The organism is Methylobacterium radiodurans (assembly GCF_003173735.1).
In the GTDB taxonomy this organism is placed as follows: domain Bacteria; phylum Pseudomonadota; class Alphaproteobacteria; order Rhizobiales; family Beijerinckiaceae; genus Methylobacterium; species Methylobacterium radiodurans.
In genome coordinates, this window is sequence record NZ_CP029551.1 from 4,011,536 (window position 1) to 4,032,620 (window position 21,085).

The 21,085-nt window shown below is 73.3% G+C and carries 16 protein-coding genes; 8 read left to right on the forward strand and 8 right to left on the reverse strand.

What is annotated here, in order from left to right:
- The first annotated feature begins 19 nt into the window (after window positions 1–19).
- From DK427_RS18865 to DK427_RS18875, 3 genes are all read left to right on the forward strand, one after another.
- Window positions 20–2,167 (forward strand): TonB-dependent siderophore receptor, encoded by a 2,148-nt coding sequence (locus DK427_RS18865; protein WP_109952603.1) that lies wholly within the window; start codon window positions 20–22, stop codon window positions 2,165–2,167.
- Between the two features lie 133 nt (window positions 2,168–2,300).
- Window positions 2,301–3,551: a metallophosphoesterase family protein gene (locus tag DK427_RS18870; protein ID WP_109952604.1), complete on the forward strand. Its 1,251-nt coding sequence runs from the start codon at window positions 2,301–2,303 to the stop codon at window positions 3,549–3,551.
- 13 nt (window positions 3,552–3,564) lie between these two features.
- Complete coding sequence (locus tag DK427_RS18875; protein ID WP_109952605.1) at window positions 3,565–6,996, forward strand: YhaN family protein; 3,432 nt, start codon at window positions 3,565–3,567, stop codon at window positions 6,994–6,996.
- Window positions 6,997–7,160: 164 nt separating this feature from the next.
- Here DK427_RS18875 and DK427_RS18880 read toward each other — a convergent pair whose 3' ends face one another.
- The gene (locus tag DK427_RS18880) at window positions 7,161–8,657 is read right to left on the reverse strand and encodes a carboxypeptidase M32 (RefSeq protein ID WP_109952606.1); all 1,497 of its coding nucleotides are present in this window, start codon (window positions 8,655–8,657) and stop codon (window positions 7,161–7,163) included.
- A 266-nt stretch (window positions 8,658–8,923) separates the two neighbouring features.
- Here DK427_RS18880 and DK427_RS18885 point away from each other — a divergent pair, with 266 nt between their 5' ends.
- Window positions 8,924–9,607, forward strand: coding sequence for a GntR family transcriptional regulator (locus DK427_RS18885; RefSeq protein ID WP_109952607.1), 684 nt, complete (start codon window positions 8,924–8,926; stop codon window positions 9,605–9,607).
- Window positions 9,608–9,622: 15 nt separating this feature from the next.
- Here DK427_RS18885 and DK427_RS18890 read toward each other — a convergent pair whose 3' ends face one another.
- Together DK427_RS18890 and DK427_RS18895 are read right to left on the reverse strand one after the other, a co-directional pair.
- The gene (locus tag DK427_RS18890) at window positions 9,623–10,420 is read right to left on the reverse strand and encodes an enoyl-CoA hydratase/isomerase family protein (RefSeq protein WP_109952608.1); all 798 of its coding nucleotides are present in this window, start codon (window positions 10,418–10,420) and stop codon (window positions 9,623–9,625) included.
- Between the two features lie 123 nt (window positions 10,421–10,543).
- Window positions 10,544–11,797, reverse strand: a complete 1,254-nt coding sequence (locus DK427_RS18895; protein WP_109952609.1) for an MFS transporter — start codon at window positions 11,795–11,797, stop codon at window positions 10,544–10,546.
- Window positions 11,798–12,305: 508 nt separating this feature from the next.
- Here DK427_RS18895 and DK427_RS18900 point away from each other — a divergent pair.
- The 3 genes from DK427_RS18900 to DK427_RS18910 are packed head-to-tail and all read left to right on the forward strand — an operon-like array spanning window position 12,306 to window position 14,938.
- Window positions 12,306–13,226 (forward strand): L,D-transpeptidase, encoded by a 921-nt coding sequence (locus DK427_RS18900; protein WP_109952610.1) that lies wholly within the window; start codon window positions 12,306–12,308, stop codon window positions 13,224–13,226.
- Between the two features lie 46 nt (window positions 13,227–13,272).
- Window positions 13,273–14,445: a glycosyltransferase family 2 protein gene (locus DK427_RS18905; RefSeq protein WP_109952611.1), complete on the forward strand. Its 1,173-nt coding sequence runs from the start codon at window positions 13,273–13,275 to the stop codon at window positions 14,443–14,445.
- Window positions 14,446–14,455: 10 nt separating this feature from the next.
- Window positions 14,456–14,938: a hypothetical protein gene (locus DK427_RS18910; RefSeq protein ID WP_109952612.1), complete on the forward strand. Its 483-nt coding sequence runs from the start codon at window positions 14,456–14,458 to the stop codon at window positions 14,936–14,938.
- Between the two features lie 116 nt (window positions 14,939–15,054).
- Here the strand turns inward: DK427_RS18910 and glpX are convergent, their stop codons facing one another.
- The 3 genes from glpX to DK427_RS18925 all read right to left on the reverse strand — a co-directional run bounded on the left by glpX (window position 15,055) and on the right by DK427_RS18925 (window position 18,356).
- On the reverse strand, window positions 15,055–16,044 hold the full coding sequence (gene glpX / locus DK427_RS18915; protein WP_109952613.1) for a class II fructose-bisphosphatase: 990 nt from the start codon (window positions 16,042–16,044) through the stop codon (window positions 15,055–15,057).
- A gap of 169 nt (window positions 16,045–16,213) precedes the next feature.
- Window positions 16,214–17,536 carry a homoserine dehydrogenase gene (locus tag DK427_RS18920; protein ID WP_109952614.1) on the reverse strand — a complete coding sequence of 441 codons (1,323 nt, stop codon included), beginning with the start codon at window positions 17,534–17,536 and terminating at the stop codon, window positions 16,214–16,216.
- 124 nt (window positions 17,537–17,660) lie between these two features.
- Complete coding sequence (locus tag DK427_RS18925) at window positions 17,661–18,356, reverse strand: ceramidase domain-containing protein (protein WP_109952615.1); 696 nt, start codon at window positions 18,354–18,356, stop codon at window positions 17,661–17,663.
- An 82-nt stretch (window positions 18,357–18,438) separates the two neighbouring features.
- Here DK427_RS18925 and xth point away from each other — a divergent pair, with 82 nt between their 5' ends.
- Window positions 18,439–19,233: an exodeoxyribonuclease III gene (gene xth / locus DK427_RS18930; protein WP_109952616.1), complete on the forward strand. Its 795-nt coding sequence runs from the start codon at window positions 18,439–18,441 to the stop codon at window positions 19,231–19,233.
- Between the two features lie 72 nt (window positions 19,234–19,305).
- On the opposite strand, the gene DK427_RS18935 is transcribed toward xth, so the two are convergent.
- Together DK427_RS18935 and DK427_RS18940 are read right to left on the reverse strand one after the other, a co-directional pair.
- On the reverse strand, window positions 19,306–20,469 hold the full coding sequence (locus tag DK427_RS18935; protein WP_109954265.1) for an acyl-CoA dehydrogenase family protein: 1,164 nt from the start codon (window positions 20,467–20,469) through the stop codon (window positions 19,306–19,308).
- A gap of 141 nt (window positions 20,470–20,610) precedes the next feature.
- Window positions 20,611–20,880 (reverse strand): hypothetical protein, encoded by a 270-nt coding sequence (locus tag DK427_RS18940; protein ID WP_245930631.1) that lies wholly within the window; start codon window positions 20,878–20,880, stop codon window positions 20,611–20,613.
- Window positions 20,881–21,085: the final 205 nt, after the last annotated feature.

Sequence of the window (21,085 nt, forward strand, 5' to 3'; positions counted from 1 at the left end):
ACGGCTGGGAGCGCGGACGATGGCGGATACGGGCAGGGGCGGGCGGGCGGGCGCCGCGATCCTCCTCGGCGGGGTGGCGCCGCTCTGCCTCGCGGCGGCGCAGGCGCAGCCGGTCGTCTCGGAGGTGGTCCTCTCGGAGTTGTCCGTCACCGGGGTCGGGCAGGGCCTCGGGGAGGTCGCGACCGGGCCGGTCACCGGCTACCGGACCGGCCGCTCGGCCACCGCCACACGCACCGACACGGCGCTGCGCGACGTGCCGCAATCGATCCAGGTGGTGCCCCGCGAGGTGCTCGTGGACCAGCAGGACGTGCGGCTCGCCGACGCGATCCAGAACGTCAGCAACGTGCAGCCGGGCGGCACCATCCAGGGCCGCTCCGACACCTTCCTGATCCGCGGCTTCCGCACCCAGACCTACGCCATCGACGGCGTGCTCTTGAGCCAGGCCAACACCTTCAACACCACGCAGCGCGACCTCGCCGACGTGGAGCGCATCGAGGTGCTGAAGGGGCCGGCCTCAGTCCTCTACGGCCGCGGCGATCCCGGCGGCCTCGTCAATATCGTCACCCGGCGGCCGACGCTGGAGCCCTCCGGCGACCTGACGCTCCAGGGCGGCAGCTTCGGGTTCGCCCGCCTCCAAGGCTCCGTGTCGAGCGCGCTTCCGGCCGCCGAGGGCCTCGCCGCACGGGTCAGCTTCGCTGCGCAGGACGATCCGACCTTCCGCAACTTCGGAGACGGGCGCACCAACACCCGATACTTCGTGGCGCCGGCCTTCACCTGGACGCCCGCGCCCGACACCCGCGTCGAGTTCCTGGCCGAGGTCACGCGGCAGGATTCGCAGTACGACGAGGGCCTGATCGCCCGGAACGGGCGCGTGCCGCGGGACGACGTCGCCCGCTATTACGGCACCCCGAATTCCCGCTTCAACGGCGAATCGAACTTCGTCACGCTCAGGGCCGAGCACGACCTCAACGCGGCCGTCACCCTGCGGCAGGTCGTCAACGTCCAGTCCGGCGGCTTCGACGCCTTCGCGGTCCGCTCCACCGGCCTAAACGCCGCCGGCACCCAGATCACGCGCCGGAGCACGGCCACCGACACCACCTTCGCGGCGATCGACACGCAGTCCGAGCTGGTGGCGAAGTTCGACGTGCTGGGCCTGCGCAACACGGTGCTGGCCGGGTTCGAGTACACCAACGGCTTCCGCAAGGCGTACTCGGTGCAGTCGACCTTCAGCGGCACGAGCTTCTTCGACCCGGTGCCGCGGGGCACCTACGGCCCGTTCACCTTCCAGAACGCCATCCAGCAGCGGACCGCCCTGTACGGCTTCTACCTGCAGGACCAGATCGATCTCGGCGCCGGCCTGCAGCTCCTCGTCGGGGCGCGGGCGGATTTCGGCAGCCAGTTCTACATCAGCCGGGCGAGCGCCACGCAAGCGACGCCGCCGGACCAGGAGCTGTTCGGGATCTCGCCACGGGTCGGCCTCGTCTACCGGCCGGTCGAGCCCCTGACGCTCTACGCGAGCTACACGACCTCGTTCAAGCCGCAGACGGACAACGTGCTCGGCGCCACGAACCCGCCGCCCGAGACCGGGGTACAGTACGAGGTCGGCGCCCGCTACGACCTGATCCCCTCGACCCTCACCGTGAGCGCCGCCGCCTTCCGGATCGACCGCCAGAACGTCTCGGCGGCCGATCCCGTCAACACCGGCTTCTCGGTGATCACCGGCGCGCAGCGCGCGGAGGGCGTCGAGCTCGATATCGCGGGCGAGATCCTGCCGGGCTGGAAGATCATCGGCGGCCTCGGCTTCCTCGACACCCGGATCACGCGGGACACCACCTTCGCGATCGGCAACCGGCTGATCGGCGCCCCGGAATTCAGCGCCAGCATCTGGTCGACCTACCAGATCCAGGACGGCCCCTGGCGCGGCCTCGGCGTCGGCGCGGGCGTCACCCACGTGGGCAACCGTTTCGGCGACCTCAACAACAGCTTCACGGTGGGCGCCTACACGCGCCTCGACGCGGCGTTGTTCTACGATTTCGAGCGCTACCGCTTCGCGATCAACGCCCGGAACCTCACGGACGCGCGCTACGTCGAGCAGCCGTTCAACCAATTCAACAACCTGCCGGGCGCGCCGCTCACCGTGCTGGCGACGATCACCGCCCGGATGTGAGGGACTCCGCCCATCCCTTCTCGGGCCGGGCCTCCCGCCGGCTCGCCCGTTGACAGCCGCCCCCGCCAGCGGGCACCCCGCCGGCCTCGGGCGCGCCCGGGACGTATCGACAACGCGGGCAGCCAACCCGGGCATGAGCCGGTTCACCTTCATCCACGCCGCCGACCTGCATCTCGGCAGCCCGCTCAGCGGTCTCGCTGCGCGCGATCCCGAGATCGCCCGGCGCCTCGCCGCGGCCGGGCGGCAGGCCTTCGAGGACCTTGTCTCGCAGGTGATCGCGCGGGAGGCGGCCTTCCTGGTGATCGCGGGCGACGTCTACGACGGCGACTGGGCCGACAACACGATCGGGCTGTTCTTCGCCCGCCAGGTCGCCCGCCTCGACCGGGCCGGCATCCCGGTCTTCCTCGTGCGCGGCAACCACGACGCCGAGAGCGTGATCACCCGGGCGATCAGCCTGCCTCCGTCCGTCCACACCTTTCCGCCGACCCGCGCCGACACGGCCCGGCTCGACCACCTGAAGGTCGCGATCCACGGCCGCTCCTTCCCGAACCGGGCCGTGCCGGAGAACTACGCCCTCACCTACCCGGCCGCCGTGCCGGGCTGGTTCAACATCGGCTTGCTGCACACCTCCTGCACCGGCCACGCCGCGCACGAGACCTACGCGCCCTGCTCCGTCGCGGATCTGGCGGGCAAGGCCTACGGCTACTGGGCGCTCGGCCACATCCACGAGTATGCGGAACTCGCCCGCGACCCGTGGATCGTCTTCCCCGGCAACCTCCAGGGCCGGAGCATCCGCGAGTGCGGCCCGAAGGGCGCCGTGTCGGTGACGGTCGAGGACGGGCGCGTCGCGGCTCTCGAGCGGATCATCGTCGACCGCGCCCGCTTCCACCGGCTCGCGATCGATCTCGCCGAGGCCGCCGACGAGCGCGAGGCCGTCGCCCGGGTCGAGGCGGCGCTCCGCCCGCTCGCGGCCGAGACGGCCGGGCGCCTCGCCGCTGTGCGGATCCACCTCTCCGGCGAGACGCCGGCCCACGACCGGCTCGCCGCCGACCGCGACGGGCTGGCCGCCGAGATCCAGGCCGCGGCCCACCGGGTGCACGAGGACATCTGGCTGGAGCGCCTGAAGATCGAGACGCGCCGGCCCCGCTCCGCCCTCCCCGCCCCGGCGGGCCTTGCCGCCGCGATCGACCCGGCGGGCCTGCTCGCCGAGATCGACCGCGACCCGGATTTCCGCGCGCGCGCCCGGGCCGCGCTCGCCGAGATCGCCGCGAAGATGCCCGCGACGCTGGCGCCCGAGGAGGCCGACCTCGCCGCCGAACTCGACGCGCTCTGCGCCGAGGCCGAGGCGCTGGTGCTCGGCCGGCTCGGCGGCCGTAGCTGCTGAGGGCTGCCGAGCAATGCGGATCCTCGCCCTCGATCTCGAGCGCTACGGCCCCTTCACCGACCGCACGGTGCGGTTCCGGGAGGATGCGCGGCTGCACGTGGTGCTCGGCGCCAACGAGGCCGGCAAGAGCACGGCGCTCGCGGCCGTCACCGATCTCCTGTTCGGCATCGAGGAGCGCACCCGCTACGCCTTCCGGCACGACATGCCCGCCCTGCGGCTGGGCGCCGAGATCCGGGCGGCGGACGGCCGCACCTTGCGCTTCCGCCGCCGCAAGGGCCGCAAGAACACCCTGGTGGACGCGGCCGATGCGGGGCTCCCCGACGACAGCCTCGCTCCGTATCTCGGTGGGCTGACGCGGGAGGTGTTCTGCCGGGCCTTCGGGCTCGATTCCGCCTCGCTCCGGGCGGGCGCGGCCGAGATGCTCGATGCCGAGGGCGAACTCGGCGCGAGCCTGTTCGCGGCGGCCTCGGGGCTTCGCGGCTACCGGGCGCTCCAGGGCCGGCTGGAGGAGGAGGCCGCCGGCATCTTCATGCCGCGGGCCGCCCGCGACCGCACCTTCTACCAGGCGCTGACCCGCTACGAGGAGGCCCGCAAGGCGATCCGCCAGGGCGAGCTGCGGGCGGGCGACTGGCGCGACCTCAACGAGGAGATCGCGGAGGCCGGCACCCGCCTCGACGCGATCCACGCCGAGCGTCGCCGCATCGCCGGCGAGCAGGCCCGTCTCGCGCGCCTGAAGCGGGTGGCGCCCCTGATCCAGGCGGTCGATGCCGCCGCCGAGGCCGCCGCCCGCGACGAGGCGCCGGACCAGCCGGATCTGTGGACGGATTCCTGGACCGACGCGCTCGGCGCCCGCATCGCCGCGGAGGCTGCCGCCCGGGCCGAGGCGGAGCGCGCGGGCGCCGCGCTGGCGCGGGCCGAGCAGGATCTCGCCGCCCTCCCCCTCGACGAGGGTCTGCTCGCCCGGGCCGAGGCCGTGCTGGAGGCGTTCCGCGGCATCGCCCGGCACGACAAGGACGCCCAGGACCTGCCGCGCATCCGGGCCGAGGCCGACGCGCTCGCCCAGAACCTCGCCCAACTCGCCGCCCGGATCGGCCTGCCCGACGCCGCCGCGCTGAAGCTGCGCCAGCCCTCGGACGCCGCCCGCACCCGCGTCGCCGGGCTGGTGCGCGAGGGCCGGGCGCTCGCCGCCGAGATCGCCCGCCTGACCCGAGACGCGGCCGAGGCCCTGCCCGGGTCGGACGCCGCCGCTGCGCCCGCGATCGACCCCGCCCCCCTGCGGGCGGACCTGCGCGGCCTTGCGGGCCTGCGCGCCGAGGTCGCCCGCCGCGACGAGATCGACGGGACCGTGCGCCGGGAGGCGGGACTGCTCTGGCTCCAGGCCGGCCGGCTCGACCCGCCCGTGGCCGACCTCGCCGCGCTCGCACAGGTGCCGCTCCCCGCGCCCGAGGCCATCGCCCGCCACCGACAGGCCTTCGAGGCACTGGAGCGCCGCCGCGAGCGCGCTGCCGAGCGGCAGGAGACGGCGCGGCAGGCAGCCGCCGGAACGCGCCTGCGGCTGCGCCTGCGCGAGGGCGCCGGCCCCCTGCCCTCGCCCGACGCGCTCGCCCGCCTGCGCGCCGCGCGCGACGCGCTGATCGGGGCGGGCCCCGGCGACGAGGCCGCGCTGCGGCGTTGCCGCGAGGCGGTTGCGGCAGCCGACCGAGCCGCCGACGACCTCGTGCGCGACGCCGCCCGCGCCGCCGAGCAGGCCGCCGACCGGATCCGCCTTGAGGCGGAGACGGAGGAGATGGCGGCGGCCGAGCGGGACCTCGCGGCGATCGCGGCCGCCCGCTCCGAGGCTGAGTCCGCCTGGCAGGCGGCCTGGGCGCCCGCCGGGCTCAGTGCCGCCCCGCCCGCCGAGATGGCGGCCTGGCTCGCCGAGGTCCAGACGCTGCTCGACGCGCTGGCCTCGGTCGAGACGCAGAGCATCGAGCAGCGCCGTCTCGCCGAGCGGGTCGAGGCCGCCCGTCGGCCCCTCGCGGCGCTCGCGGCGCGGGCCGGGCTCGACCTGCTGCCCGGCCTCGATCCCGGCCTGATGCTGGCCCGGATCGAGGAACGCGTCGCCGCTCTCGGCGAGGCCTGGGAGCGTGCCCGCGAGGCGGAAGGGCGTGCCCGCGCCGCCGCCGAGCAGGCTGCCCGCCGCGCCGCCGACCTCGCCGAGGCGCGCGTCCGCGAGACGGTCTGGCGCGAGGCCTGGAATCTCGCCGTCCCGGCGATCGGGCTCGACGGCGCGGCCGGCCCCGACGAGGCCGACAGCGCGCTCGCCGCCTGGGCGGCGGTGCCGGCGGCGCTCGCTGCGCTAGAGCACCAGCAGCGCCGCATCGCGGGCCTGAGCCGCGACATGGAGGCCTACCGGGCGGAGGCCGACACCCTCGTGGCCGCGCTCGGGCCCGACCTCGCCGGGCTTCCCGCCACCGCGGCCATGAAGGCCCTGCACGACCGACTGGGCGCGGCGCAGGAGCGGCGCGCCCGCCGCACCGACCTCGCCAGCCGCTGCCGGGAGGCCGCCGAGGCCCTGGCGGCGGCCGAAGCCGCGCGTGGGGCGGCCGCGAGCGCGCTGGCGGACCATCTCGGTGAGCGATCCGAGGGGCCGGCGGAGGATCCGGCCGCGCTCCACGCCCGCCTCACGGCGCGGCGGGCGCTGCGCCTGGAGCTGGAGAGCCGCCGGGCCGACCTCGCCCGGATCGCGGACGGGGTCGCCGAGGCCGAGCTGCGGGCCGACCTCTCCGGAACCTCGCCCGACGCGATCGAGGCGGCTCTGCGCGGCCTCGCCCTGGAGGAGGAGGCGCTCGACCAGCGCGGCAAGGCGGCCTTCGCCGACCGCGACCGGGCCGAGCGCCGCCGCGCGGATCTCGAGGGCGGCACCGGCGCCGAGCTGGCCTTGGCCCAGCGCAAGGCGGCGGAGGCGGAACTCGCCGGCGAGGCCCGGCGCTGGGCGGTGCTGCGGCTCGCCGGCCTCCTCATCGGCACCGCCATCGGCCGCCAGCGCGCGGGCCAGCAGGACCCGCTTCTCGCCCGCGCCGGCGCCCTGTTCTCGGGGTTGACCGGCGGCGCCTTCGCGGGACTCGCGCAGGATTACGACGCGGGCGACGAGCCGCGCCTCACCGGCCGGCGCGCCTCCGGCGAGCTGGTGCCGGTGGATGGGCTCAGCGAGGGCACGCGCGACCAGCTCTACCTCGCCCTGCGGCTCGCCTATCTGGAGGATTACGCGGGCCGCGCCGAGCCCGCGCCGTTCGTCGGTGACGACCTCTTCCTCACCTTCGACGACGCCCGCACCGCCCACGGCCTGGAGGCGCTGGCGGCGATCGGCGGACAGGTGCAGCCGATCCTGTTCACCCACCACCGCCACGTCGCCGACCTCGCCCGCGCCCGGCTCGGGGCGGCGGTCGACGTGCTGGAGCTGTAACCCTGTCATGGATTCCAAAGGTCGAGACCTTTGGCGGGTGCAGGGCAGAGCCCTGCATTTGAACCCTCCGTCCCGGCTTTGCCGGGGCGGAGGGTTCAATCCCGGGGCTGCGCGCCCCGGACCCCGTCCAAGGGCCTTGGCCCTTGGAGATCCCAGGACCGAAGTTACCCCAGATATCGCGCCTCGATATGCGCCCGGAACGCCGCCGTGCCGAGCGGGCGGCCGGTCGCCTCGGCGAGGATCGTGTCCGTGTCGGCGAGGCTCGCCCGGGCGTGGACCCAGGCCCGCAGCCAGTCCCGCAGGGGCGCGAAATCGCCCCGCGTCAGTCCCGGCAGCAGGTCGGGCGCGGCTGCCTTCGCCGCCGCGAAGAGCTGGGCGGCCGCGAGCGCGCCCAGCGTGTAGGTCGGGAAATAGCCCCAGGCGCCCCCCGGCCAGTGGATGTCCTGCAGGCAGCCGAGCCGGTCGTTCGGGACCGCGAGCCCGAGAAGCGCCCGCACGCCGTCGTTGAAGGCGCCCGGCAGGTCGGCGACCGCGAGGTCGCCCGCGATCAGCGCCGTCTCCAGCTCGTAGCGGAGCAGGATGTGGGCCGGATAGGTCGCCTCGTCGGCATCGACCCGGATGAAGCCCGGCTCGACCCGGGTGGCGAGGCGGTGCAGGTTCTCCGCCTCCCAGGCCGGGCCCGAGCGCCCGAAGGCCTCCCGCAGGAGCGGCGCGAGATAGTCGAAGAAGGCCTCCGAGCGGCAGGCCTGCATCTCGACGATCAGGCTCTGGCTCTCGTGCAGCGTCATGCCGCGCGCCTCGCCCGCGGGCTGGTGGCGCCAGGCCGTCGGCCGGCCCTGCTCGTAGAGGGCGTGGCCGGTCTCGTGCAGGACGCCCATCAGGGCGCGGGCGTAGTCGCCCGCGTCGTACCGGGTGGTGATGCGCACGTCGTCGGTGGCGCCGCCGCAGAACGGGTGGAGGCTGATGTCGAGCCGCCCGCGGGCGAAGTCGAAGCCGAGCGCCTCCATCAGCCGGAGGCCGACCGCGCGCTGCGTCTCGACCGGGAACGGCCCCTCGGGCGGCACGGGCTGGACCCCAGCCGCCTGCCGCTCGCGGATCGCCGCGATCATGCCGGGGAGCCACGCCCGTAGCTCGGCGAAGAGCGGGTCGATCGTCGCCCGGCGCATGCCCGGATCGTAGCCGTCGAGAAGCGCGTCGTAGGGTGCGAGGCCGAGCGCCGCGCCCTTGGCGGCGCCGATCTCCCGCTGCAGGCGCAGCACCTCGGCGAGTTCGGGCCTGAGCCGAGCGAAGTCCGAATCCGCCCGGGCGGAGCGCCACGTCATCTCGCAGCGCGAGACCGCGCGGGAACTCGCCTCCACCAGATCCTGAGGCACGGCCGCCGCGTGCCGGTAGCTGCGCGCCATCTCCGCGAGATTCGCGCGCTGCTCCGGGGCCAGCACCTCCGTCCCAGCCTCGGCCAAGCGGTCGGCGACCGCCGGCCCGGTGAGGATCTCGTGCGCGAGCCCGCGCAGCACCGCGACCTGGTCGGCGCGACCCTCCGCCGCACCGTCCGGCATCTGCGTCTGCGCGTCCCATCCGAGGATGCCCGAGGCGCCGTTCAGCGCCGAGAGCCGGGCGAAGGTACGTTCCAGGGCGGCGTAGGCCGGTGCGTCGGCGTGCATCGTCTCTCCTGCGGTTGCCGTCGGGAGCCTCGAGCCGTTCCCGATCGCGCTGCAATCGGGAACGGCTCCAAGCTCTTGTTCTGACGCGCGCTCTTGCGCCAAACAGGTGTCCACTTCGGCGGAGAGCGCTCTAGCATCGCCCGTACCGCGCCGCACGTCCCGCCGCGGCGGGGGCCGATCCTGCGCTATCCTGCATGGACACGCCTATCGAGCCGAACTAAATGTGCGATTGCGCACGACGGATCACGCGGATCGGGCCCCGGCCGATGAACAGGATCGACCCCGGCATCGGAATCCACCGCCGCTACCTCCACGACGAGGTCGCCGAGCGGATGCGGGCGCTGATCCAGTCCGGCGAGATGGAGCCGCTGGCGCGCATCAACGAGAGCGAGCTGACCGAGCGCTTCGGCATCTCGCGCACCCCCTTGCGCGAGGCGATCAAGATCCTGGCGACCGAGGGGCTGCTGGAGCTGCTCCCGAACCGGGGCGCCCGGGTGGCCAGCATCTCGCCCGAGGAGATCGAGGAGATGCTGGAGGTGATCGCGGGCCTCGAGGCGACCGCGGCCGACCTCGCCTGCGCGGCGATCAGCGAGGCGGAGATCGCCGCGATCGAGGACGACCACCGCCAGATGGTGGAGGCGTGGCAGGCCCGCGATGCGGGACGCTACTACCCGCTCAACCGGCGCGTGCACGAGGCGATCATGGCCGCCGCCCGGAACGCCGTCCTCACCTCGATCTATCTCGGCCTGTCGGGCCGCATCCAGCGAACGCGCTACTCCGTCCACCAGACGGAGGAGGAATGGGCCCGGGCGGTCGAGGAGCATGCCCGCATGATCGCCCTGCTGCGCGCCCGCGATGGCGCCGGCCTCTCGGCGCTGATGCGCGCCCATATCCGCGGCCGAAAGGCCGTGCTCGCCGCGCGCGTCGGCGAGGCGGCAGCTGCCTGCTGAGCGCGTTTCCCAGACTCAGCGTCCGGTCCAGACCGGTGGGCGCTTGGCCAGGAACGCCTCCATCCCCTCGCGGAAGTCGGCGCTGAGATAGCAGGAGAGGATCAGGTCGTCGTCCGAACCCGCTGCCCCGCCGCCCTCCGCCAGCCGGCGCAGGCCCTCCTTGGTGGCCCGGAGCGTGAGCGGAGCATGGCCGGCCAGCAGCGTCGCGAGGGCGTCCGTGCGCGCCCGCAGGGCAGGCGCGTCCGTCACCACCTCGCCGACGAGGCCGATGCCGAGGGCCTCCTCGGCGCCGAGGAGCCGGGCGGTGAAGATCATGTCCTTCACCCGCGCCGGCCCGACGAGGGCCGCCAGGCGCTTCAGGTTGGCCACCGACAGGCAGTTGCCGAGCGTCCGGGCGATCGGGAAGCCCAGGCGCGCGTCGGCGGTGGCGATGCGCAAGTCGCAGGCCGCCGCGATCGCCGCGCCCCCGCCCGTGCAGGCGCCCGCGATCGCCGCGACCGTCGGCACCCGCACCCGCTCCAGGGTGCCGAGCACCCGGTCCATGAAGCGCTCGTAGGCGAGCGCGTCGTCGGCGGTGCGGACGTCGCGGAACTGGGCGATGTCGGTGCCGGCCGCGAAGGCCCTGTCCCCGGCGCCCGTGATGACCAGCACCTTCGCGGCCGGGTCGGCGGCGACCCGCTCGCACAGGGTGACGAGACCCTCGTACATCGCGAAGGTCAGGGCGTTGCGGGCCTGGGGCCGGTTCAGCACGATCCGGGCGATGCCGGCCTCGTCCTGCGAGAACAGGAGTTCGTCGGTCGGCTGGTCGGTCATCGGCGGGCTCGTCTCGGCGTTTCCTGAGCCCGGTCTGGCGCGGGCGGGCGGGCCGATCAAGCGCTCCGACAACGGAAACGGAGGCCCTTAAGGCCCCCGTCGGCAGGTGTGCCGTCCTGGCGGTCAGGCGGTCGCGGGCTTCAGCGCGGCGGCCGGGCTCCCGGTCGCGCCGGCCTCCAGCACCTTGCCGCGCGGGCCGACCCAGGTGCCGACCCACTTGCGCTGCCAGAGGAACAGGCAGCCGAGCACCACCAGGGTGAAGACCGCGTAGCCGACGAAGCCCGGCGCGAAGCCGCCCGTGTACTGCTTCGAGAGGCCCATCACGTTCGGCAGGATCGCGCCACCGAGCGCGCCCACCTCGCCGATCATCGAGCCAGCGACCGCGGTGTTGTTCGGCCAGCGCAGGGGCACGAGCTGGAACAGGGCGCCGTTGCCGGCCCCGAGCGCGGCGAAGCAGAGCATGAACAGGATCGTGGTCACAGCGAGCGAGGGCGCGGCGGTGAGCGCCAGGAACGAGCCGATCGCGGCCATCAGCACCACGGTCAGGACCAGGATGCCGCCCATCCGGTCGGCGAAGTAGCCGCCGAGGATGCGGATACCGGAGCCCATCAGCGCCGCCAGCATGGTGAGGCGTCCGGCCTCGACCTTCGTGACGCCGAAGCTCTCGTAGAAGAAGGTCGGCAGGAAGTTCGACAGGCCGATGAAGCCGCCGAAGGTGATGATGTAGATCAGCGAGAAGGCCCAGCCGTCCTTCGTGAACAGGCAGGAGACGTGCTCGCGGAAGGTCTGCTCGTGGTTGTCCGGCGGCTCCTTGGCCAGAACGATCATCACGGCGATCGGGATCAGCATCACGGCGCCCGCGAAGCCGTAGACCGCCTGCCAGCCATAGGCCTGGGCGAGCGGGGGTGCGAACAGCACGGCCAGCACCGTGCCGGAATTGCCGGCGCCCGCGATGCCCATGGCGAGCCCCTTGTGCTCCGGCGGGAACCAGCCCGAGCCCAGCGACAGCGCCACGCCGAACGAGGCGCCCGCGATGCCGAGCAGCACGCCCATCGCCAGCACGTCGTTGTAGGTCGCCAAGAAGAAGAAGCCGTAGATCATCGCGAGCACGATGACGCCCATCTCGGTGAGCGCGGCGTTCTTGCGGCCGATATACTGGGCTAGCACGCCTAGGGGAAAGCGCATGATCGCGCCCGCCAGGATCGGCAGAGAGATCATGAAGCCGGTCTGGGCCGGGGTGAGCCCGTAGGTCTCGGTGATGAACGGGCCCATCGCGCCGTTCAGCACCCAGACCGCGAAGCAGAAATCGAAGTACAGGAATGCGGCGAAGAGGGTCGGGGGATGCCCCGACTTCATCACGGTCTTGAAGCTGGCCATCTGCGGATGCTCGTCGGGTTCGTGGTGCGTCGCCGCGGGGCGATCGCACGATGCCGGTGGGGGCCGGACTCACACCGTCCGCTTGTCGGGGCGCCGTTGCCCCGGGGCGCCGCTCGGACGCGGCTGCGGGGTGCATTGCAGCAAGCGTGCCAACCCGCTGGCCGCCCGGTCCCGGGCCGCCTTCTGCCCTGTCCGGCGGCCGACCCGCTCCCCTCTGCCCACGGGCCTCCGGGCGTGCTGCCTCAGACGCGGGCAGCACGGAGCCCGGCGGCACTGGGGATGGCGCGGAACTGCGCAGCTCACGCGGCCGTGAAACACCTGTTGCGCGAAATCGACGGCGCGCCGCGCAGGGCTGACCCGCGCGGCTCTACAGGTTCCAGCCCGGTCTTGACTTTGCTAGAGCTTGGCCGATCGACCTTGGCCGTTCCGGGGGCAGCCGGCGCAGGGTCGCGCCGCGGCCCGCGCATGTCGGGCCGGGCACCATCCAGGGACGTCCTACGCTCGCACCATGTCGGATCTCAAGACCGGCCTCTCGCGCCGCTTCCTGCTCACCGGATCGGCGGCCGCCCTCGGCCTCGGCAGCCCGCTGCCCGCCCTCGCCCAGCGCGTCGGCCTCGTGCCCGCGGGCAGCGGCGGCTACGACGACGACCTGCTCTATCAGGACCAGAACGGCGCCTTCTACCGCCGCCGCAACGGCCGCTACGAGCCCTATACGGGCCGGGTCGAGTTCGGTCGCCCGGTGCTCGGCGACGAGGCGCCCCCGCCCGGCCGCGGGCCCGTGGCGGAGCCCGGACCGGGGCCGGCCCGGCAGCCCGGTCAGCCGCCCGCGCAGCGCAGCGTGGTCGAGCGCCCGGTCGATGACGGGCCGATCGATTACGCCCGCGCCTACGCGGCGATCACCGACGATCCCTTCCCGATCGCGGCCTTCAACTACAAGAAGATGAACCCGGTCTTCCTGCGCCAGGAGATCGCCTATGGCGGGCCCCACGAGCCGGGCACGATCGTGGTCGATCCGCGCGCGCGCCACCTCACGCTGGTGCAGTCGGGCGGGCGCGCCCGCCGCTACGGCGTGGGTGTCGGCAAGCAGGGCTTCTCGTGGTCGGGCATCGCCACGGTCAACTCCAAGCAGGCCTGGCCGGACTGGTACCCGCCCAAGGAGATGATCGCGCGCCGGCCCGACCTCGCCGCGCAGATCGACAAGCTGCAGAGCGGCCTCGGCGTCGCGGGCGGCCCGCGCAACCCGCTGGGCGCGCGCGCCATGTATCTCTGGCAGAACAACAAGGACACGCTCTACCGCATCCACGGCACCCTGGAGCCCTACTCGATCGGCCAGTCGGTCTCCTCGGGCTGCATCCGGATGATCAACCAGGACGCGATCGACCTCTACGGCCGGGTCGCGGTCGGTGCGAAGGTCGTCGTGCTGAGCTGAGCGCCCGCCCGGCGCCTCCGGCGGACGCGTGACCGGAGGGGGTCGGTTGGCGGAGGTCGACGCCCTGCTGGGGGCCATCGAGACGATCGATCCGGGCGCGATCGCGGGCTGGGCCTGCATGCGCCGCCCGGACGGCAGCGAGCGCCCGGCGATCCTCGAACTGCTGGCCGACGACGTGCTGGTCTTCCGCTTCGTCGCCAGCGCGGTCCGAGAGGACGTGCGGGCGCGTGGCGCCTGCGGTATCGCCCGGACCGGCTTCCGGCTGGACCACGCCTTCCCGGTCGGCACGAGGATCGCGCTGCAGAGCGCCGAGACCGGCGCCCGCTTGGGGACGCCGCGCCACGTGGCGCCGTCCCGGCCGCCGCGGATCGGGCTGATCGCGCCCGCCCGCGACGAGGCGCCGTTCCTGCTGGAATGGCTCGCCTATCACCGCACGCGCGGGATCGAGCGCTTCTTCATCGCGGACAATGGCGGCACCGACGCCACCTCCGACCTGCTCTGCCGGCTCGATCGGGCCGGCCTCGTCACCCGCTACGATTATCTCGGCCGCAGCTATTTCCAGACGGACTTCTACGCCGAGACGCTGGCGCGGCCGGAGGTGCGGGCGGCCTGCGACCTGCTGGCGGCGCTCGACTGCGACGAGTTCCTGGTGGCGACGAACGGCCGCCCGATCCCCGCGACCCTGGCGGAGCTGTTCGCCGACGACGCGGTGAGCGCGCTGGCGCTGAACTGGGCGAATTACGGCAGCGCGGGGCAGGAGGAGCACGATCCGGCCCGCCTCGTCTTGGAGCAGTACGACCGGCGCGCCGAGGAGCGGAACCCGCTCAACAACCACATCAAGTCGGTCTTCCGGCCGGAGCGGTTCCGCGGCTTCCGCGTGAACGTGCACGCGATCGACATGGATTACGGGCTCTACCGGGCCGCCTCGGGGGACGCGGCGGACTGGGACGTGGCCTACGCGGCGCGCGGGATCACGCGGGTGCCGGACTGGACCAATCTGCGGGTCAACCACTACTCTACGAAGAGCCGGAGCGCCTTCGTCCAGCGCAAGCTCCAGGGCCGCGCCGCCGACCGGGCGACCTCCGAGGCGATGCGGCGGCACGCCGACTACTTCGCCCTGCACGACACGAACGACGTGCGGGAGCCCGCCGATGCGGCGGTGATCGCCGAGACCCGGGCGGAGATCGCCCGGATCGAGGCCCTGATCGCCGCGGCCTGACCGGTCAGAGATGCAGACGACGCTTCTCCTCGCCGCCGCGGCCGGCCTAGGGCTCGGGGCCGGCGCGTTGTTCTACGCGGGGCTCCGCATCGGGCGGGCGCGGGGCGGCATGATCGCGCCGTCCGTCGAGGAAGCTCCGGTCGCCGCGCGCCGACTCGTCGGCGCGTGGCAGGGGCGGCAGGGCTACGCCTTCGCCCTCGCGATCTCCAACAGCTCAGCCGGCGACGTGTTGATCGAGGGTGTGGAGGTTCTGGCGCCCGCCCGCGCGCGGGTCAGCGTGCAGCCGGGCGATGATGAGAGCTGGACCCGGCCGGCGCGGCGGCAGGCGGTGCGGTGGCGCGCGGCGGCGGGCAAGCGGGAGGCTGTTGTCCAGTGCCGGCTCCACCTACCCGCGTCGGCGGATCGGACGGGGACGCGCGCCCTGCTCCGCCTCACCGGCACGCGGGATGCCGGGGGCCGGCGCACCTGCGCGACGCTGACGGTCGATCTCTGAGTCCGGTTGCCGCCCAGGCGGTTCGGAAGGGCGGATCCCCTCTCCCCGCGGGGCGCGGAGAGGGGATCCAGCGGCGCCCGAAGCGATCCCCCGGAAGCGGGCCGGATCCCGCGTCCCTACGCCCCGTCATCCAGCCGCCGCCGCTCGCCGCGGATGCGGCGGATCGTGCCGGTTGCGGAGCGGTAGACCACCGTCTCGGTCTCGACCACGTTCGGGCGGAAGCGCACCCCGCGCAGCAGCGAGCCGTCGGTGACGCCGGTCGCCGCCACGATCACATCGCCGCGGGCCAGGTCCATCAGATCGTATTTGCGGTTCGGCTCGGTGATGCCCATGCCCTCCGCGCGGCGACGCTTCTCCGCCGAGTCGAGAATCAGCCGGCCCTGCATCTGGCCGCCGGTGCAGCGGAGCGCGGCCGCGGCGATCACGCCCTCCGGCGCGGCTCCGGTGCCCAGATAGATATCGATCCCGGTCTCCTCCGGGCTCGTGGTGAAGATGATGCCGGCGATGTCGCCGTCCGAGATCAGGCGCACGCCCGCGCCCGTGTCGCGGATCTCGGCGACGAGGCCGGCATGGCGCGGCCGGTCGAGCACCAGCGCGGTGATCTGGTGCGGCCGTACGCCCTTGGCGCGGGCCAGCGCCAGGATGTTGTCGGTCGGGCTCGCATCGAGATCGACCACGCCCGCCGGGTAGCCAGGGCCGACCGCGATCTTCTGCATGTAGACGTCGGGGGCGGCCAGCAGCGCGCCGCGCTCGGCGATGGCCATCACCGCGATGGCGCCCGGCATGTCCTTGGCGCAGAGGGTCGTGCCCTCCAGCGGGTCGACCGCGATGTCGACCTCCAGTCCGCCACGGCCGAGCTTCTCGCCGATGTAGAGCATCGGCGCCTCGTCGCGCTCGCCCTCGCCGATCACCACGCGGCCGTCCACCGGCAGGGTGTTCAGCTCCTCGCGCATCGCGTCGACGGCGGCTTGGTCGGCGGCCTTCTCGTTGCCCTGGCCGCGCAGGCGCGCCGCGGCGATCGCGGCCCGCTCGGTCACGCGGGCGAGTTCCAGGCCGAGGATGCGCATCGCGACGTTGCGCGGGCCCTCGTGCGGCGCCTCAGACATGGTTCCTGCCCTCACGTCCCGGCCCGGATGTTTCCGATGCCGTCGCCCTGCGCGATCCGTGCCGCGCAGACGTTTCCTGTGCGGGACGGCATAGCACGGGCGCGCCGGATCGGTCTTGGCCCAACCCGGCGGAACGCGACGGTTTCCCCTACAACCCCAGATTAACGTTCTACTCGCGCTCGATCCGGATCAGCTGCGGCGACTCGGCGAGCAGCCCGTCCGCCGCGATGGCGTCGAGGGCCGCGCGGATGTTTCCTTCCGTCGCCGCGTAGGTGATCAGAACCAGCGGCACCGGCTGGCCGGAGCGGCCGCGCGGGTCGTTGACCGCCGCGTTCTCGCTGCGGCGCTGCAGGATGCTCTCGATCGAGATCTCGCGCTCGGCCATGCGGGTGGCCACGCCCGCGGCGACGCCCGGGCGGTCGTGCACGGTGAGCCGGATGTAGTAGCCGCCCTCGTGGCGCTGCATCTCGACCCGCTCGGACGGGCGCAAGGTGGCGCTCGGGCGGCCGAAGGCCGGGCGCACGAGGCCGGCGGCCACGTCGGTGACGTCGGCGACGACCGCGGAGGCGGTGGCCTCGCCGCCCGCGCCGGGGCCGATCAGGGTCAGCTCGCCCACCGCGTCGGCATCGACCGTGACGGCGTTCGTCACGCCCATCACCTGGGCGATGGCGGAGGATTTGGGCACCATGGTCGGGTGCACGCGCTGCTCGATGCCGGCGGCGGTCGCCTGGGCGACACCCAGGAGCTTGATCCGGTAGCCGAGCTCGTCCGCCATGCGGAGATCCAGCGGCTGCACCCGCGAGATGCCCTCGACCGAGACGCCCTCGGCGTCCACGACCGTGCCGAAGGCGAGGCTCGTGAGGATGGCGAGCTTGTGGGCGGTGTCGAAGCCCTCGACGTCGAAGGTCGGGTCGGCCTCGGCGTAGCCCAATGCCTGCGCGTCCTTGAGGCAGGCCTCGAAGGTCAGGCCCTCGCGCTCCATGCGGGAGAGGATGTAGTTGCAGGTGCCGTTGAGGATCCCGTAGACCCGGCTGACCGCGTTGCCGGGCAGGCCCTCGCGGATCGCCTTCACCACCGGGATGCCGCCCGCGACCGAGGCCTCGAAGGCCAGCGCCACGCCGGCCGCCTCGGCGGCTTTCGCGAGCGCCGCGCCGTGATGGGCAAGCAGCGCCTTGTTGGCGGTGACAACGTGCTTGCCCGAGGCGAGCGCCGCCTCGACGGTGGCCTTGGCGGGCCCTGCCGAGCCGCCGATCAGCTCGACCACGCAATCGACCTCGCCCGAGCCGGCCAGCGCCACCGGATCGTCGAACCACTGGATGCCGGAGAGGTCGAGCCCACGGTCGCGCGTGCGGTCGCGCGAGGAGACGGCGGTGACGCGGATCTCCCGGCCCGTCGCGGCGGAGAGCGCGTCGGCGCGGCGCGCGATCATGCGGACGACGGAGGCACCCACGGTGCCGAGGCCGGCGACGCCGAGGCGGAGGCTGTGTGTCATGGTTCCTATCCGGGCCCGGCAAGCGGCGGAGCGCGGACGCGCCCCGGCGGGCGCGGCACTCATGCAACGATTTGTCCGCACCCGCAAGAAACCCGCACAGGACCTGCGAGCAAGCAGGGTGCCGTCAGTCCGGCACGCGCCGCCGGTAGCGCGCGGCGGTCGCGATCAGCCCGTAGAGCACGCCGGCGTTGAAGAGGTGCCAGAGCCAGTGCGTGCCGAAGGGGATCGTCCAGCAGGCGGCCCGGTCGAGGGTGCGCGCCGCGAGCGAGAGGCCGAACAGGGCGGCGATTCCGAGGAGCGCCAGCCCCGCCTCGCGGCGGGCTGCGGCCCGGTGGCAGGTCTGGCCGGCGACGAGGGGCGCCGCGACGCCGCCGAGCGCCAGGAGGGCCGGCAGGTAGGCGATCGAGCCGTTGGTCAGCGCCTCGACGTCGCGGCCGGTGAGCGCGTCGAGCGCCGGGACGAGGCCGAACGAGAAGGCCAGGAAGCCGAGCGTGGCGCCCCCCGCCGCGAGGGGCCCCAGGCCGAGAAAGCGCCGCAGGGCCAGGAAGAAGTAGCCGTGGATGAAGACCGCGATCGGGATCACGTCGGCGAGCATCGACCAGTGCACGGCGAGCGTGTGGAACAGGAAGGAGCCGATCCCGACGATGCCCACGAGGACGGCCAGCGCCAGGGCGGCCGGGTCGCGCCCGGCGCGCCAGGCGGCGGCCAGCGCCGCCGCCAGGAAGGCGGCGTTCGTCGCGGCGTTCAGCGGCTCGTCCCAGAAGCCGGCGCCGGTGCGCTCGCAATAGGCGCGGATCGGCTCGAACCAGTCGGTGCTCATCGTGGCCTCTTCTCCCCGGCCCGCCGCTTGTCAGGCGGGTGCGAAGGCCCGATGACGGGCGCCGGCTCAAGGACGCGGCGTGATGCGGATCAGCACCTGGAACGTCAACTCGATCAAGCAGCGGGTCGGGCACCTCACGGCCTTCCTGGCGGAGGCCGAGCCCGACGTGGTCTGCCTGCAGGAGCTGAAGTGCCAGGACGAGTCCGTCCCCCGCGCCGAGATCGAGGCGGCGGGCTATCGCGTCGAGACGCTGGGGCAGAAGGCCTATAACGGCGTCGCGCTGCTGGTGCGCCAGCCGCTCGTGCTCACCGAGGTGCGGCGAGGGCTGCCGGGCGACGAGGCCGACGTGCAGGCGCGCTACATCGAGGGGCTGGTCGCGGGCGAGGGCGTCGCGCCCGTGCGGGTCGCCTCGATCTACCTGCCGAACGGCAACCCCGTGGCGAGCGAGAAATTCCCCTACAAGCTCGCCTTCCTGGAGCGCCTGCGCCGGCACGCCCGCGCGCTGATGGACGCCGAGGTGCCGCTGGTGCTGGCCGGCGACTACAATGTGATCCCGCAGCCCGAGGACGCCGCCGACCCCGAGGCGTGGCGGGAGGACGCGCTGTTCCGGCCGGAATCGCGTGCGGCCTTCCGGATGCTGCTCGCCGAAGGGCTCACCGACGCGCTCCGGGCCTGCGACCCGCGCGACGGGGTCTACACCTTCTGGGACTACCAAGCCGGCAGCTGGTTCCGGAACTTTGGGATTCGCATCGACCACCTGCTGCTCTCGCCCCAGGCCGCCGACCGGCTGGTCTCGGCCTCGGTCCAGAAGCACCTGCGCGGCCTGGAGAAGCCCTCCGACCACGTGCCGGTGACGGTGGAGCTACTGGACGCGTGATGCGGCTTGCCGTTCGATCGGCCCGGATGCCGGCGGATCCCCTCTCCCCGCGTGCGGGGAGAGGGAGCGCCCTCAGAACGAGCGCGGCAGGCCGAGGATGTGCTCGGCCACGTACGACAGGATCAGGTTCGTGGAGATCGGCGCGACCTGGTAGAGCCGCGTCTCGCGGAACTTGCGCTCGACATCGTACTCGGCCGCGAAGCCGAAGCCGCCGTGGAACTGGATGCAGGCGTTGGCCGCCTCCCAGCTCGCCTTGGCGGCGAGGTACTTCGCCATGTTGGCCTGCGCCCCGCAGGGCTCGCCCGCGTCGTAGAGCCGGCAGGCCTCGTAGCGCATGAGGTTGGCCGCCTCGACCTCGATGAAGCTCTCGGCGATCGGGAACTGCACGCCCTGGTTCTGGCCGATCGGGCGGCCGAACACGGTGCGTTCCTTGGCATACGCCGTGACCTTGTCGATGAACCAGTAGCCGTCGCCGATGCACTCGGCCGCGATGAGCGCCCGCTCGGCGTTGAGGCCGGTGAGGATGTACTTGAAACCTTGCCCTTCCTCGCCGATCAGGTTCTCGGCCGGGATCTCGAGATCGTCGAAGAACAGCTCGTTGGTCTCGTGGTTGACCATGTTGAGAATCGGGCGGACACTCATGCCCTTCGCTCTCGCCTCGTGCAGGTCCACGAGGAAGATCGACAGCCCCTCCGACTTCTTGGCGACCTGATCGAGCGGCGTGGTGCGGGCCAGGAGGATCATCAGGTCGGAGTGCTGGATGCGCGAGATCCAGACTTTCTGGCCGTTGATCACCCATCGGTCGCCCCGGCGGACGGCGGTGGTCTTGATCTTGGTGGTATCGGTGCCGGCGGTCGGCTCGGTCACGCCCATCGATTGCAGGCGCAGTTCGCCTGCCGCGATCCTGGGCAGGTAGTGCCGGCGCTGCGCCTCGGAGCCGTGCCGCACCAGCGTGTTCATGTTGTACATCTGCCCGTGGCAGGCGCCGGAATTGCCGCCGGAGCGGTTGATCTCCTCCATGATCACGGAGGCTTCCGTCAGGCCGAGGCCCGAGCCGCCGTAGGCCTCCGGGATCAGGGCCGCCATCCAGCCGGCCCTGGTCAGCGCATCGACGAAGGCTTCCGGGTAGCCGCGGGCCTCGTCCACCCGGCGGTGGTACTCGGGCGGGAACTCGGCGCAGAGCGCGCGCACCGCGTCGCGGATGTCCTGGTGCTGACCGTGGTCGATCGTCCGCATCGCGTCCTCCCCGCCGTCCCGCGCGTCCGGCACGCGTCGCGAACGATCTAGGGATGTGCGGCCGAGGCCACCAATACAGCTTGCGTCACCGGGCCATAGCGTTCCGCTATGGGGGCGTCCGCGCAGCGGCCGCCGGCCGTCCTACTGCAGGTAGGCGGCCATCATCTCGGCGACAGCGCGGGTCGCGTAGGCCGGGGGCGTCTCGCCCCAGCGGACCGGAAAGGCCTCGACCACCCGGCGGCCGGCCAGGATCGCGTCGACCTCCTCGGAGAGGAGCCCGTCGTCGAGGGCGGCCGCCAGGGCGGCGCGGCCGTGGCCGCTCTCGCGCGGCGCCCAGGCGAGGGCATCGTCCGCCGGGGACGCGGGGGTATCGAGAAGATCAAGCGTCGCGTCGAGATCGAACATCGTCATCGTCCTTCCGTGCCGGGCCAGTCGTCGGAACTGGGCCGGTACACGGCGGGCGCGGGCGCGAGCCCCTCGCCGCAAAGGTCCTGTCGAAGTCGGTGTCGTTCGAGGCCATCGTGCCTGTCCGCCGGTCGGATCCGCAGCGCCCGCAAGCGCCTGCGCCACGATGGAAATCTACGCCTCTCGCCGCGGAATGTGCTTTCAAAGATCC

Bases quoted from the DNA above. Each gene is read 5' to 3' on its own strand.
- DK427_RS18865 (WP_109952603.1), top strand. From the start codon at position 20: ATGGCGGATACGGGCAGGGGCGGGCGGGCGGGCGCCGCGATCCTCCTC.
- DK427_RS18870 (WP_109952604.1), top strand. From the start codon at position 2,301: ATGAGCCGGTTCACCTTCATCCACGCCGCCGACCTGCATCTCGGCAGC.
- DK427_RS18875 (WP_109952605.1), top strand. From the start codon at position 3,565: ATGCGGATCCTCGCCCTCGATCTCGAGCGCTACGGCCCCTTCACCGAC.
- DK427_RS18880 (WP_109952606.1), bottom strand. From the start codon at position 8,657: ATGCACGCCGACGCACCGGCCTACGCCGCCCTGGAACGTACCTTCGCC.
- DK427_RS18885 (WP_109952607.1), top strand. From the start codon at position 8,924: ATGAACAGGATCGACCCCGGCATCGGAATCCACCGCCGCTACCTCCAC.
- DK427_RS18890 (WP_109952608.1), bottom strand. From the start codon at position 10,420: ATGACCGACCAGCCGACCGACGAACTCCTGTTCTCGCAGGACGAGGCC.
- DK427_RS18895 (WP_109952609.1), bottom strand. From the start codon at position 11,797: ATGGCCAGCTTCAAGACCGTGATGAAGTCGGGGCATCCCCCGACCCTC.
- DK427_RS18900 (WP_109952610.1), top strand. From the start codon at position 12,306: ATGTCGGATCTCAAGACCGGCCTCTCGCGCCGCTTCCTGCTCACCGGA.
- DK427_RS18910 (WP_109952612.1), top strand. From the start codon at position 14,456: ATGCAGACGACGCTTCTCCTCGCCGCCGCGGCCGGCCTAGGGCTCGGG.
- glpX (WP_109952613.1), bottom strand. From the start codon at position 16,044: ATGTCTGAGGCGCCGCACGAGGGCCCGCGCAACGTCGCGATGCGCATC.
- DK427_RS18920 (WP_109952614.1), bottom strand. From the start codon at position 17,536: ATGACACACAGCCTCCGCCTCGGCGTCGCCGGCCTCGGCACCGTGGGT.
- DK427_RS18925 (WP_109952615.1), bottom strand. From the start codon at position 18,356: ATGAGCACCGACTGGTTCGAGCCGATCCGCGCCTATTGCGAGCGCACC.
- xth (WP_109952616.1), top strand. From the start codon at position 18,439: ATGCGGATCAGCACCTGGAACGTCAACTCGATCAAGCAGCGGGTCGGG.
- DK427_RS18935 (WP_109954265.1), bottom strand. From the start codon at position 20,469: ATGCGGACGATCGACCACGGTCAGCACCAGGACATCCGCGACGCGGTG.
- DK427_RS18940 (WP_245930631.1), bottom strand. From the start codon at position 20,880: ATGACGATGTTCGATCTCGACGCGACGCTTGATCTTCTCGATACCCCC.